This window comes from Kitasatospora sp. NPDC015121 (assembly GCF_055562955.1).
This window is the reverse complement of sequence record NZ_JBVHEH010000015.1, coordinates 69998-83104: the sequence shown is the minus strand read 5'-3', so window position 1 is coordinate 83104 and position 13107 is coordinate 69998. Positions and strand designations below refer to the sequence as shown.

At 76.8% G+C, this 13107-nt stretch carries 9 protein-coding genes; 6 read left to right on the top strand and 3 right to left on the bottom strand.

What is annotated here, in order from left to right:
- Window positions 1–113 precede the first annotated feature (113 nt).
- The 4 genes from ACZ3J7_RS23190 to ACZ3J7_RS23175 all read left to right on the top strand — a co-directional run bounded on the left by ACZ3J7_RS23190 (window position 114) and on the right by ACZ3J7_RS23175 (window position 6125).
- Complete coding sequence (locus tag ACZ3J7_RS23190; protein ID WP_465624249.1) at window positions 114–1640, top strand: glycosyltransferase family 39 protein; 1527 nt, start codon at window positions 114–116, stop codon at window positions 1638–1640.
- A 2-nt stretch (window positions 1641–1642) separates the two neighbouring features.
- Entirely contained in the window at window positions 1643–2827 is a 1185-nt protein-coding gene (locus ACZ3J7_RS23185; protein ID WP_465624247.1) for a hypothetical protein, read from the top strand.
- 63 nt (window positions 2828–2890) lie between these two features.
- Entirely contained in the window at window positions 2891–5500 is a 2610-nt protein-coding gene (pcrA, locus tag ACZ3J7_RS23180; protein ID WP_465624244.1) for a DNA helicase PcrA, read from the top strand.
- 217 nt (window positions 5501–5717) lie between these two features.
- A complete protein-coding gene (locus ACZ3J7_RS23175) occupies window positions 5718–6125 on the top strand; it encodes a cobalamin B12-binding domain-containing protein (RefSeq protein WP_465624242.1) in 408 nt (135 codons plus the stop codon).
- Window positions 6126–6188: 63 nt separating this feature from the next.
- On the opposite strand, the gene ACZ3J7_RS23170 is transcribed toward ACZ3J7_RS23175, so the two are convergent.
- From ACZ3J7_RS23170 to ACZ3J7_RS23160, 3 genes are all read right to left on the bottom strand, one after another.
- Window positions 6189–7751, bottom strand: a complete 1563-nt coding sequence (locus tag ACZ3J7_RS23170; protein ID WP_465624239.1) for a DUF5691 domain-containing protein — start codon at window positions 7749–7751, stop codon at window positions 6189–6191.
- The gene (locus ACZ3J7_RS23165; RefSeq protein ID WP_255518954.1) at window positions 7748–7882 is read right to left on the bottom strand and encodes a hypothetical protein; all 135 of its coding nucleotides are present in this window, start codon (window positions 7880–7882) and stop codon (window positions 7748–7750) included. Before ACZ3J7_RS23165 ends, ACZ3J7_RS23170 begins: the two co-directional genes overlap by 4 nt.
- Window positions 7883–8064: 182 nt before the next feature.
- Entirely contained in the window at window positions 8065–9378 is a 1314-nt protein-coding gene (locus tag ACZ3J7_RS23160) for an SWIM zinc finger family protein (protein ID WP_465624236.1), read from the bottom strand.
- Between the two features lie 194 nt (window positions 9379–9572).
- Between ACZ3J7_RS23160 and ACZ3J7_RS23155 the strand changes: the two genes are divergently transcribed.
- The gene (locus tag ACZ3J7_RS23155) at window positions 9573–10670 is read left to right on the top strand and encodes an ATP-binding protein (RefSeq protein ID WP_465624234.1); all 1098 of its coding nucleotides are present in this window, start codon (window positions 9573–9575) and stop codon (window positions 10668–10670) included.
- The gene (locus ACZ3J7_RS23150) at window positions 10667–13048 is read left to right on the top strand and encodes a DUF5682 family protein (protein ID WP_465624231.1); all 2382 of its coding nucleotides are present in this window, start codon (window positions 10667–10669) and stop codon (window positions 13046–13048) included. Before ACZ3J7_RS23155 ends, ACZ3J7_RS23150 begins: the two co-directional genes overlap by 4 nt.
- Window positions 13049–13107 lie beyond the last annotated feature (59 nt).

Below are 13107 nucleotides of genomic sequence, written 5' to 3'. Positions count from 1 at the left end.
CGGGGGAACCGGCGGCGTGGCGTGTGGTCCGGGCGGGTGGTGGGTGGTTTCGATGGGGGCGTGCTGTCCACCCGAACGCGCCGCTTCCCGGCCCGGTGCCCCGGTCCCGCCGGATGACCGTCGGCGCGGCCAGCGGTCCCGCGTCCCGCGAGGGCGTCGGGGCGCGACCGGTCGGCCCGCGGCGGGGACGGGAACGGCTGCGGGCGGTGGGGGCGTCGGCGTACCGGCTGGTGTGGCTGTGGCCCGCGCTGCTGACGCTGGTGTACTGCCTGCGCGGGATCGGGCGGCCGCTGCTGTGGGACGACGAGCTGGCGACCTGGAACGCGGCCGACCGCACGCCGCGGCAGATCCTCCACCTGCTGGCCCACCTGGACGCCGTCACCGGCGCCTACTACCTGCTGGTCCACGCCTGGTCGGAGGTCTTCGGGCACTCGCCGGCCGCCCTGCGGACGCCCTCCGCGCTGGCCATGACCGGCGCCGCCGCCCTGGTCGCGCTGATCGGCCGCCGGCTGTTCACCCCCGCCGCCGGCCTGGCGGCCGGGCTGCTGTTCGCGCTCGTCCCCGCGGTCTCCCGGTACGGGCAGGAGGCCCGCGGCTACGCGTTCGCGGTGCTGTGCTCCGCGCTCGCGACCCTGCTGCTGCTGCGCGCGCTGGACCGGCCCACCGGGTGGCGCTGGACGGCGTACGGGGCCGCGCTGTTCGCCACCGGGCTGTTCCACGTGCTCGCGCTGGCGCTGATCGTCCCGCACGCGGCGGTGGCCGGGTGGCGCTGGTGGACCGGTCGGGCGCGCGGCGTGCTGGTCGGCTACCCGGCGGCCGCGCTCGGCGCGCTGCTGCCGCTGGTGCCGCTGATCGTGCTCGGGCGGCGGCAGGTGACCCGGCAGCTCGGCTGGCTGGCCCGGCCCGACCTGCCGTACGTCGCCGAGACGATGTGGCGCAGCCTGTACGGCTCGGCCTGGGTCAGCCTGCTGGTGCTCGCCCTCGCCGCGCTGCCGCTCGCCTGGCCGGCCGGGCGCCGGCCCGCCGCCGAGGCCGGGCTGATCGCCGTCCTGCCGGTCCCGCTGCTGTGGTTCGCCTCGCAGGGCGGCACCTCGTACTTCCTCGACCGCTACCTGCTCTTCACGCTGCCCGCCTGGACGGTGCTGGCCGGGGCCGGGCTGGCCGCGCTGCGGCCCCGGGCGCTCGCGGTGGCCGGCCTGGCCGCCGTGCTGCTGTTCGGCCTGCAGGACCAGCGCGACATCCGCCAGCGCTACTCGCACACCCGGTGGGACGGCGCCGCCGCCGCCGCGCTGATCGCCGACGGCTACCGGCCGGGCGACGGCGTCGCGCCGCTGCGGTACGGGCGCGCGGTCTTCGCGGACGTCCCCACCGCGCTCGACGTCTACCTGCCCGCGCGGGTCCGGCTCGACGACGTCTTCGTCACCGAGACCGCCGTCGAACGCGGCGACCTGTACCCGCTGCTGACCGACGACCCGGCCGCCGCCCTCGACGGCGTCCCGCGGGTCTGGGTGGTCACCCCCGGCACCGGCGAGCCGTACGCGGGCTTCGACCCCGCCGAGGCCGCCGCGCTCCGGGCGGCCTTCCCGAAGGCCACCAGCACCCCGCTCAAGGGCGTCACCGTCACCCTGCTGGAGCGCTGACCGTGACCCGCGTCCTGACCGGACCCGAGCCCGGGCCCGGGCCCGCCGGCACCGCCGGCCCCGGCCGCCGCCGCGCCCTCCGCCCGCCGCGCCGCGCCGTCCGCGCCGCGCTGCTCGGCTACCTCGGCGTCCGGGCGCTCGGCGTGCTGGCCGTGGTCGTCTGGGGCGCCCACCGCGACACCGGCGGGCTGCGGCGGCTCGCCGGCATGTGGGACGCCTACTGGTACCGGCAGATCGCCCTGCACGGCTACGCGGGCACCGCGCCCGTCCCCGGCCCGCACGGCGTCTACGAGCCGTACGCGTTCTTCCCCGGCTACCCGCTGACGGTGCGCCTGCTCGCGCTGCTGCTGCCGGTCGGCGCCGCGGCCCTCGCGGCGGCCTGGGCGGCGTCGCTGGCCGCGGCGTGGGGGGTCTTCGCGGTCGCCGCCCGGCTGCACGGCGACCGGGTCGGGGTGCTCGCGGCCGTGCTGTGGGGCGTCCTGCCGTACGCCGTGGTGGAGAGCGCCGCCTACTCGGAGGCGCTGTTCACCGCCTTCGCCGCCTGGGCCGTGCACGCCGCGCTGCGCCGCCGCTGGGTCGCGGCCGGCCTGCTCACCTGCTGCGCCGGCCTGACCCGCCCCACCGGGCTCACCCTCGCGCTGGCGGTCTGCGTCGCCGCCCTGCTCGACCTGCCGGGGCACCGGAACCCCCGGGCGCTCGCCGGGGCGCTGCTCGCCCCGCTCGGCTCGGTCGGCTTCATCGCCTGGGTCGGCCGGCGCAAGGGCCGCTGGGACGGCTACTTCCGGGTGCAGGACGCCTGGCAGTCGCACGTCGACTTCGGCCGCTCCACGCTGCGCTCCTTCCGCCGGCTGCTGACCGCCGCCGAACCCGTCTGGCTGGTCGACGTGGTCGCCGCCGCGACCCTGCTGGCCGCCGTCGTGCTGCTGGTGCTGTCGGCGGTCCAGCGGCAGCCGCCGGTGCTGCTGCTCTACAGCGCCGCGATGCTGGCCCTGGCCCTCGGCGACGCCGCCTACTTCAACTCCCGGGCCCGCTTCCTGCTGCCCGCCTTCGGCCTGCTGCTGCCGGTCGCCACCGGCCTGGCCCGGGCCCGCGGCAACGCGGTGCCCGCCGTGCTGCTCGGCGCGGCCGCGCTGGTCTCGGCGGCGTACGGCGGCCACGTCGCCCTCGTCCACCCCGATGCCCCCTGAAGCCTGTCCGCGCCGAGCGGACCGGCCCGGGATGTCGGCGGCGGGCCATAGACTCGAAGGGCCATGAGTAGCCTCTTCGATGACCTCCCGCTCCCCGGCTTCGAGCGCCCCGCCGTCGGGTCGAGCCCCCGCCCCGCAGAGTGGTCCGCCGAGGAGGCGCCGCCGCCGGACGAACCGTACGACGAAGCCCCGTACGACCCCGGCCACGACGAGGAGGACATCCCCGACGGGCTGTTCGCCACCGACCACGCCGCCGAGGCCGAGCGCGACGCCTGGCACCGCAACGGCGCCGCCCGCACCGTCGTCGACCCGGCGCAGCTGCTGGAGGGCATGAACGACCCGCAGCGCGAGGCCGTGCTGCACGCCGGCTCGCCGCTGCTGATCGTGGCCGGCGCGGGCTCCGGCAAGACCCGGGTGCTCACCCACCGGATCGCCCACCTGCTGGCCGCGCGCGGCGTGCAGCCCGGCGAGATCCTGGCGATCACCTTCACCAACAAGGCCGCCGGCGAGATGCGCGAACGCGTCGAGGCCCTGGTCGGCCCGCGCGCCAAGGCGATGTGGGTCTCCACCTTCCACAGCGCGTGCGTGCGGATCCTGCGCCGCGAGGCCAAGCAGCTGGGCATGAACTCCAGCTTCTCGATCTACGACTCGGCCGACTCGCAGCGCCTGATGGCCCTGGTCTGCCGGGACCTCGACCTCGACCCCAAGCAGTTCCCGCCGAAGTCCTTCACCTCGAAGATCAGCAACCTGAAGAACGAGCTGATCGACGAGGAGACCTACGCCGACCAGGCGAGCAACGAGACCGAGAAGAAGCTCGCGGAGGCGTACTTCCTCTACCAGCGGCGGCTGCGCGAGGCCAACGCGCTCGACTTCGACGACATCATCATGGCGACCGTCAACCTGCTGCAGGCGTTCCCGGCCGTCGCGGAGCACTACCGGCGCCGGTTCCGGCACATCCTGGTCGACGAGTACCAGGACACCAACCACGCCCAGTACACGCTGGTCCGCGAGCTCTCCGGCGGCTCCGCCGGGCAGGCCCCCCGGATGACCGTCGACGGCGACTACCTGGACCCCGTCGAGGCCCGGCTCGCCCAGGTGCCGCCCGCCGAGCTGTGCGTGGTCGGCGACGCCGACCAGTCGATCTACGCCTTCCGCGGCGCGACCATCCGCAACATCCTCCAGTTCGAGGAGGACTACCCGAACGCGACGACGATCCTGCTGGAGCAGAACTACCGCTCCACCCAGACCATCCTCACCGCCGCGAACTCGGTCATCGAACGCAACACCAACCGCCGCAAGAAGAACCTCTGGACCGCCGGCGACCAGGGCGAACAGGTCGTCGGCTACGTCGCCGACGACGAGCACGGCGAGGCCCAGTTCATCGCCGAGGAGATCGACCGGCTCACCGACGCCGGCCACGCCCGGCCCGGCGACGTCGCGATCTTCTACCGCACCAACGCCCAGTCCCGGGTCTTCGAGGAGGTGTTCATCCGGGTCGGCCTGCCCTACAAGGTCGTCGGCGGCGTCCGCTTCTACGAGCGCAAGGAGGTCAAGGACGTCCTGGCCTACCTGCGGGTGCTCTCCAACCCGGAGGACACCGTCCCGCTGCGCCGGATCCTGAACGTCCCCAAGCGCGGCATCGGCGAACGCGCCGAGGCGATGATCGACGCCCTCGCCTCCCGCGAGCGGATCTCCTTCGCCGCCGCGCTGCGCCGGGTCGACGAGGCGTACGGGATGGCCGCCCGCTCCGCCAACGCCGTGAAGAAGTTCAACGAACTGCTGGCCGGGCTGCGCCAGGTCGTCGAGTCCGGCGCCGGACCGGCCGCCGTGCTGGAGGCCGTCCTGGAGGAGACCGGCTACCTCGCCGAGCTCCAGTCCTCCACCGACCCGCAGGACGAGACCCGGGTGGAGAACCTCCAGGAGCTCGCCTCGGTCGCCCTCGAGTACGAGAAGGACCCCGGCGAGCGCCCCGAGGGCGACGAGGGCCCGCCGGTCGGCTCGCTCGCCGACTTCCTGGAGCGGGTCGCGCTGGTCGCCGACTCGGACCAGATCCCCGACGAGGAGGACGGCGCCGGCGTCATCACCATGATGACCCTGCACACCGCCAAGGGCCTGGAGTTCCCCGTCGTCTTCCTCACCGGCATGGAGGACGGGATCTTCCCGCACATGCGGGCCCTCGACAAGGCCAAGGAACTGGAGGAGGAGCGCCGCCTCGCCTACGTCGGCCTCACCCGGGCCCGGCAGCGGCTCTACCTGACCCGCTCGGTGCTGCGCAGCGCCTGGGGGCAGCCCTCCTACAACCCGGCCTCGCGCTTCCTGGAGGAGATCCCCGAGAAGCTGATCGCGTGGAAGCGGACCGGCGCCGCGGCGGTGCCGGTCTCGCGCGGCTACTCGTCCCCGTCGGGCTCCGGCTACGGCTCGTCCGGTTCCTCGCGGGGCTCCGGCCACGCGGCGGCCTCGCCGAAGGCCGGCTGGGGCAAGTCCGCGCGGACGGTCACCGACCGGGAGGTCGTCGCGCTCGCCGTCGGCGACCGGGTCAGCCACGACAGCTTCGGCCTCGGCACCGTCGTCGCCACCCAGGGCGTCGGCGACAAGGCCCGGGCGACCGTCGACTTCGGCTCCGCCGGGCGCAAGGAGCTGCTGCTGCGCTACGCCCCCGTCGAGAAGCTCTGACCCCGGCGCCCTGACCCCGGCGCTCCGACGGCCGCGGAACTCCGACGGCCGCGCGCGGACGGGCCCGCGCGCTGTGATTTTGCCCTCTCTCGGCAGTCGGGGAGGGTGGCGGCCCCGCCGGGCGGCTACCCTCCCCTCAGATCTGTTAAAAGTGGTTAACACCGGGCCCGCGACCAGGTCGGCCGGGTGGTGGACAACGTGCTCGCAGGAGGCAGTCATGGTGGTGTCGGGGCCGATCCGAGTCGTGGTCGCCAAGCCCGGACTCGACGGGCACGACCGGGGTGCCAAGGTCATCGCGCGGGCGCTGCGCGACGCCGGCATGGAGGTCATCTACACCGGCCTCCACCAGACCCCCGAGCAGATCGTCGACACGGCGATCCAGGAGGACGCGGACGGCATCGGCCTGTCCATCCTCTCGGGCGCGCACATGACCCTCTGCGCGAAGGTCATCGAACTCCTCAAGGAGCGCGACGCCGCCGACATCAAGGTCTTCTGCGGCGGGATCATCCCCGACGCGGACATCACCGAGCTGAAGGCCCTCGGCGTCGCCGACATCTTCACGCCCGGGACCTCCACCCAGGACGTGGTCGACTGGGTGGAGAGCAACCTGCGCTCCGCGAGCTGAGGCCTCCGCCGAGGGCCCGGAGGGACGGCGCGGCCGCGTCCCTCCGGGCCCTTCCGCGTCCGCTCAGGCCAGTTCGGCGAGCATCGCCTGCCGGAAGCGGAGGGTCCCGGCGAGGCGGGTGAAGGTGTCGGACCAGGCGGTGTCCGGGGAGGTGTCGGAGGCCAGCGCCTCGACGGCGGGTGCGGTCTCCGGGGCGAGGGCGCGCTCGGTCATGCCGAGGACGCCGCTGTGGCTCCACGGGTAGGAGCCGAGCTCCGCGGCGCGCTTGAGGGCGGCGACGACGGCGGTGGAGAGCGGGGGCGTCCACGGGGTGGCGCAGGCGCCCAGGAGCTGGAAGGCGTCGCCGAGGCCGTGGGTCTGGACGAACGCGGCCGTCCAGGCGGCCCGTTCGGCGGGCGGGAGGACGGCGAGCAGCTTGGCCGGGGCGCCCGGGGCGCGGGTGTCGCGGCCGGGCCGCGGCGGGGCGCCGAGCAGCGCCCGGGCCCAGGCGGCGTCCTGTTGGCGGACGGCGGCCCGGGCCCAGGCCTCGCGGAGGTCCTCGGCCCACTCGGCGCCGTCGCCGTCGGGCGAGTCGACGGTGGGCAGGGCGAGCAGCCGCTCGGGGGTCAGGCCGGTGTCGGCGGTCCACAGGGCGAGCGGGGCCGCGGCGACCACCTCGCCGAACCACCAGGCCCGTTCGCCGCGCCCGGTGGGCGACTTGGGCGGTATGCCGTCGCGCTGCATGCCGGCGTCGCAGGCGGTGGGCGGGGTGACGTGCAGCCGGTCGCCGTCGTGGCGGACGGCGGCCCGGGCGCGGGCGGCCATCCGGGCGGCCAGGGCGGAGCCGGGCAGGGTGGAGAGGAGTTCCGCCGCGGTGGCCCGGACGTTCTTGGAGCGGTCGGAGAGCGCCGCCTCCAGGAAGTCCTCGTCCGCGGTGGAGAGCCCGTCCTGCAGGGAGTCGAGGAACAGCACCCGGTCCTCGGCCCGTTCGGTGCTCCAGGTGGAGGCGAGCAGGGCCAGGCCGGCCGCCGGGTCGGTGCGGCGGAGCCGGCCGAGGTGGGTCACGCGTTCCGCGAACAGGCCCTCCTGCCAGAGGAGTTCACCGGGCTGGTCGAGGAGCTCGCGGTCGTCGGCGGTCCGGGTGACGTACTTCCAGTCCGGGTTGTGCGGGGCCAGCCAGCGGCCCAGCGGGCCGGCCAGCGCGACCGCGTCGGCGCGCAGTTCGGAGCGGGCCCGGGCGGTGTCCAGCAGGGCCGGGACGAGGGCCGGCGGCAGCCGGTAGCCGCGGCCGCGGGCGGTGGCCAGCCACTGCGGGAGCAGCTCGGCGAGGTTCGCGGTGCTGCCGTGGCCGCCGCGGGTGCCGAGCAGGACGGCCAGCCGGCGGGCGGCGTTCTCCGGCAGCGCGGGCCGCGGGTCGGCCGGGGCGGGCGCGGGCACCGCGACGGCCGGGGCGGGCAGCCCGCCCGCCCGGCGGCGGACGGCGGCGACGGCGGCCAGGTCGAGCAGCGCGGCCGCCGGGTCGGAGCGGTCCAGGCCGGCCGCCAGCGGGCCGTCCGGGGCGGGCAGCGGGCGGCGGTCGGTGCCGAGCAGGGCGGCGCCCTGCAGCTCGGCCCAGCCGTCGGCGGGGGCGAGCGCGGGCGCGGTCATGCCCGGTCTCCGTTCGGCCGGTGGGCGGCGGTGCGGTGGCGGCGGCCCCAGCCGCTGGCCAGGGCGGCCCGGCGGGCGGCGTGGTGCAGGGTGATGCGGCGGACGGCGGCGCGCGGCCGGATGCGGGTCATGGTGTTTCCTCCGGTTGACGGCGGGTCAGGGGCGCCGGGGAGCGTCCTGGACCGTCGGGTGGTGCGGGCGTGCGGGCAGGGAGCGGCGGCGGCCGGGGCGTCGACGAGGACGGGCCGCCGGGCGGTGCGCGGCCGGACGCGGGCCGGGTCGGGCGCCGGACCGGCGGGCCGGGCGGGCCGGGTCAGCCCAGGGCGACGGCCCGGTGGTCGGCGTCCCAGGCGGTGACGGGAGCGAAGCCGCGGTGGCCGCACTCGCCGAACAGGGTGACGGGGTGGCCGGCGGAGACCGCGGCCAGCCGCCACAGGGCGGGCTCCGGCAAGGAACCCCGGCGTACCGGCAGGGTGTGGGTGCCGTCGGTGAGCTGCCAGCCGTCCGGCGTGCGGACCGGGACGACGTCGGCCAGCACGGCCGGCCAGCCGTCCAGCCACGGGTCCTCGGCGACGGCGGCGCCGTACTCGGCCAGCGCCCCGGCGGGCGTCAGGCCGGCCGGCGCGCCGGGCGGGGCGGGCTCCGGGTCGCCGTAGCGGGTGCCCAGGACGGCCCGCAGCGGGCGGACGCCCGGGTGGTAGGCCAGGTCGGCCTCCAGCAGGCGGCCGGTGGGCAGGGCGAGGTCGGGGGCCTGGCCGGGGCGGCCGAAGGCGAGCAGCAGGGCGTGCCGCCCGGTCTTCGCGCCGCGCAGCCAGACCCGGCGGGTGGTCAGCCGGTCGTCCGCGGTGTCCCGGCTGCCCAGGACGTGCCAGCGGTCCCGGACGGTCGGGCCGGCCAGCAGCTCGGCGGTGTCGGTGGTGAAGCCGACCCGGGTGCGGACGGTCGCCGCCAGGTCCTCGGGCAGGGTGTCGATCCGGCCGTAGGCACCGGCCAGCAGGTGCAGCATCGCGTACTCCTCCAGCAGTTCGTCCTGCGGCGCCTCGGCCAGCGCCCGGACCCGGGCGGCCAGGCCGGGGGCCTGGGCGTCGACCATGCGGGCGGCGACCTCCTCCCAGGCGCCGGCCGGCGCCGGGTCGGCCAGGCCCCGGCGCACGCCGTCGGCCAGCCGCAGCCGCAGCTCGCGGGCGCCGTCCGCGACCCGGGCGGAACGCCTCCCGGCCCGCTTCCGGGCCGCCTCCGGATCCGCCTCGGCGGCCTTCGCCCGCTGCTTGGCCGCCTTGTCGGCGGCCGCCCGGCCCCGCCCGTCCAGCCACTCCTCCACCCAGTCCGGCGGGGTGGCGCCGGCGGCGACCGCCTCCGGGCCGGAGGCCCACAGCAGGAGCAGCCCGAGGGCGTGCTTGCACGGGAACTTCCGGCTCGGGCAGCTGCACTTGTACGCGGGCGTCCCGAGCTCCACCGCCGTCCGGTACGGCGTGGAGCCGCTGCCCTTGCACAGGCCCCACAGCGCGCCCCGCCCGGTGCCGGTCGCCGACCAGGGGGCCGGTCCGGCGAGCTTGCCCGCGGCCTTCAGGGAGGCCGGGTCGGGCGCCAGCGAAAGGACGTGTTCGGTGCTCCAGCGTTCCTCCATGGCCACGACGCTAGGCGCCGGCACTGACAACTCCTCAGGGCCGCCCGGACGCCCCCCGGTTGTCAGTGGCGGACGGCAGAGTGGAGGTCGTACGGGGCGGACGGGAGGGCGTCCTCCCAGGTCAGTGCCCGTACGCATGCCTCTTCGCGCCCTGGTGCGCGGCGTCCTGACGTCCCGTGAGATCGGAGCAGTCGATGACCACCGAGACGACCAGCGAGGTCCTGCGGCAGCACGCCGAGGACGCGTTCGCCGAGGAGCTGGCCGCCCTCGCCCGGCACGACGACCGGACCAGGCCGGAGCGCTGGCGGCTGTCGCCGTGGGCGGTCGCCACCTACCTGCTGGGCGGCGAGCTCGCCGACGGCACGGTGATCACGCCGAAGTACGTCGGGCCGCGCCGGGTGGTCGAGGTCGCCGTCACGACACTGGCCACCGACCGGGCGCTGCTGCTGCTCGGCGTGCCCGGCACCGCCAAGACCTGGGTCTCCGAGCACCTCGCGGCGGCGATCTCCGGCGACTCCACGCTCCTCGTCCAGGGCACCGCCGGCACCCCGGAGGAAGCCGTCCGCTACGGCTGGAACTACGCCCAGCTGCTCGCCCACGGCCCCAGCGAGGACGCGCTGGTGCCCTCCCCGCTGATGCGCGCGATGCGCGACGGCCGGATCGCCCGGGTCGAGGAGCTCACCCGCATCCCGGCGGACGTGCAGGACAGCCTGATCACCATCCTGTCCGAGAAGACCCTGCCCGTACCGGAGCTGGGCTCCGAGACGCAGGCGGTGCGCGGCTTCAACGTGATCGCCACCGCCAACGACCGCGACCGCGGCGTCAACGAGCTGTCCTCCGCGCTGCGCCGCCGCTTCAACACCGTCGTGCTGCCGCTGCCCGCCACCCTGGAGGAGGAGGTCGAGATCGTCACCCGCCGGGTCGGCCAGCTCGGCCGCTCCCTCGACCTGCCCGAACTGCCCGGCGGCGCCGAGGAGATCCGCCGCGTGGTGACGGTCTTCCGCGAGCTGCGCGGCGGCCTGACGGCCGACGGGCGGACGAAGGTGAAGACCCCCAGCGGCACGCTCTCCACCGCCGAGGCGATCTCCGTGGTCACCAACGGCCTCGCCCTCGCCGCCCACTTCGGCGACGGCGTGCTGCGCGCGGGCGACGTCGCGGACGGCATCGTCGGCGCCGTGGTCCGCGACCCGGTCGCCGACCGGCAGGTGTGGCGCGAGTACGTGGAGGGCGTGGTCCGCGACCGCGAGGGCTGGAAGGACTTCTACCGGGCCGCCCGGGAGGTCTCCGCGTGAGCGCCGCCGCACCGGGCGCCGCCGGCGTGACGCTGCTCGGGGTGCGCCACCACGGCCCCGGCTCGGCCCGCGCGGTCGCCGCCGCGCTGGCCGCGCTGCGCCCCGACGCGGTGCTGATCGAGGGCCCGCCGGAGGCCGACGAGCTGGCCGCGGCCGCCGCCGGGACGGACATGGTGCCGCCGGTCGCGCTGCTCGCCCACGTCACCGACGACCCGGCCCGGGCCGCGTTCTGGCCGTTCGCCGAGTTCTCGCCCGAGTGGGTCGCGCTGCGCCACGCGCTGGACGCCGGGGTGCCCGTCCGGTTCATCGACCTGCCTGCCGCGCAGAGCCTCGCGCTCGGCCCGCGCGGCGGCGACGCCCCGGCCGGCGGCGACGTCCCGGCGGACGGCGACGCGCCCGGCGCCGACGGCGCGACAGCGGAGGGGGAGGGGCCGGGAGTGCCGGGGGGCGCTTCCGGGCCCGCACCCGTCGACCCGATCGCCGAACTCGCCGCCGCCGCCGGGCACGCCGACCCGGAGGCCTGGTGGGAGGACGCGGTCGAGCACCGCGCCCCCGGCGGCGACCCGCTGGCCCCGTTCGCCGCCCTCGCCGAGGCGATGACCGCGCTGCGCGAGCACCACCCGGCCGAGCGGCGCGACCTGGTCCGCGAGGCCGCGATGCGCCAGCAGCTGCGGGCCGCCCGCCGGGCCGGCCACCGGCGGATCGCCGTGGTCTGCGGCGCCTGGCACGTCCCCGCGCTGGCCGCCACGCCGACCGTCGCGCACGACCGGGCGCTGCTCGCCGAACTGCCCAGGAAGGTCAGGACCGAGCTGACCTGGGTGCCGTGGACGCACCGCCGGCTCTCCCAGCACACCGGCTACGGCGCGGGCATCGACTCGCCCGGCTGGTACCACCACCTGTTCACCGCCCCCGAGCAGCCCGTCGCCCACTGGATGACCAGGGTCGCCGCACTGCTCCGCGCCGAGGACCACCCGGTCTCCTCCGCGCACGTCATCGAGGCGGTCCGGCTCGCCGAGACCCTCGCCGCGGTGCGCGGCCGCCCGCTGCCCGGCCTCACCGAGACCCTGGACGCGGTGCGCGCCGTCATGTGCGACGGCTCGGACGTCGCGCTCGCCCTGGTCCGCGAACGGCTGGTGGTCGGCGACGCGCTCGGCGAGGTCCCCGACACGGTGCCCGCCGTCCCGCTCCAGCGCGACCTGGCCCGGCTGCAGCGCACCCTGCGGCTCAAGCCGGAGGCCGCGCCCCGCGACCTCGTCCTCGACCTGCGCAGGGAACTCGACGTCGAGCGCTCCCGGCTGCTGCACCGGCTGCGGCTGCTCGGCCTGCACTGGGGCCGCCCGTCCCGGGACGGCGTCAACTCCACCGGCACCTTCCGGGAGACCTGGCAGCTGCACTGGGAGCCCGAGTTCGCCGTCCGCCTGGTCGAGGCCGGCCAGTGGGGCACCACCGTCCGTTCCGCCGCCACCGGCAAGGCGGTCGCCGACGCCCGGGAGGCCGAGCTCACCGCCCTGACCGGGCTCGCCGAGCACTGCCTGCTGGCCGACCTGCCCGACGCGCTGCCCGAGGTGATGCGGCTGCTCGCCGACCGCGCCGCGCTCGACACCGACGCCGGGCACCTGGCCGCCGCGCTCCCCGCGCTGGTCCGCACCCTGCGCTACGGCGACGTCCGGGCCACCGACACCAGCGCGCTCACCGCCGTCGCGCACGGCCTCGCCGAACGCCTCTGCGTGGCCCTGCCCGCCGCCTGCACCGGCCTCGACGCGGACGGCGCGCACGCCCGCCGGGCCGAACTCGACGCCGTCCACCAGTCGATCGCCCTGCTCGACGGCGACACCGCCGAACGCTGGGCCGGCACGCTGGCCGCGCTGGCCGCCCGCGAACCGCACGGCGGCCCCGCCACCGGCGTCCCCGGGCTGCTGCGCGGCCGCGCGGTGCGGCTGCTGCTGGACGACGGCCGGCTCGACGCCGAGGAGGCCGGGCGCCGGCTCGGGCTGGTGCTCTCCACCGCCTCCGAACCGGCCGACGCGGGCGGCTGGGTCGAGGGCTTCGTCTCCGGCGGCGGCGCGCTGCTGCTGCACGACCCGACACTGCTCGGCCTGCTCGACGACTGGCTGTGCGGGGTCCCCCCGGAGGCCTTCACCGACCTGCTGCCGGTGCTGCGCCGCACCTTCTCCTCGCTGGAGACGGGCGTCCGCCACACCATCGGCTCCCGGGTCGCCACCGGCCCGCTCGGCGCCCCCGCGGCGAGCGCCGCCCCCGCCGCCCCGCTGGACGAGGAGCGCGCCGACGCGACCACCGAGGTGCTGGCCCTGCTGCTGGGGGTGCGGATCCCGCAGCCGCGGATCCCCCGCCAGACGGACCGCAGGGCCACGGCCTGAGCCGCCCCCTTCCCCTTCCCCTTCCCCTTCCCCTTCGCGCAGTTCCCCGCGCCCCTGAC

Excerpts from the sequence above, each read along its gene's own strand:
- pcrA (WP_465624244.1), top strand. The coding sequence starts at position 2,891 with ATGAGTAGCCTCTTCGATGACCTCCCGCTCCCCGGCTTCGAGCGCCCC.
- ACZ3J7_RS23190 (WP_465624249.1), top strand. The coding sequence starts at position 114 with ATGACCGTCGGCGCGGCCAGCGGTCCCGCGTCCCGCGAGGGCGTCGGG.
- ACZ3J7_RS23165 (WP_255518954.1), bottom strand. The coding sequence starts at position 7,882 with ATGACCCGCATCCGGCCGCGCGCCGCCGTCCGCCGCATCACCCTGCAC.
- ACZ3J7_RS23175 (WP_465624242.1), top strand. The coding sequence starts at position 5,718 with ATGGTGGTGTCGGGGCCGATCCGAGTCGTGGTCGCCAAGCCCGGACTC.
- ACZ3J7_RS23170 (WP_465624239.1), bottom strand. The coding sequence starts at position 7,751 with ATGACCGCGCCCGCGCTCGCCCCCGCCGACGGCTGGGCCGAGCTGCAG.
- ACZ3J7_RS23160 (WP_465624236.1), bottom strand. The coding sequence starts at position 9,378 with ATGGAGGAACGCTGGAGCACCGAACACGTCCTTTCGCTGGCGCCCGAC.
- ACZ3J7_RS23155 (WP_465624234.1), top strand. The coding sequence starts at position 9,573 with ATGACCACCGAGACGACCAGCGAGGTCCTGCGGCAGCACGCCGAGGAC.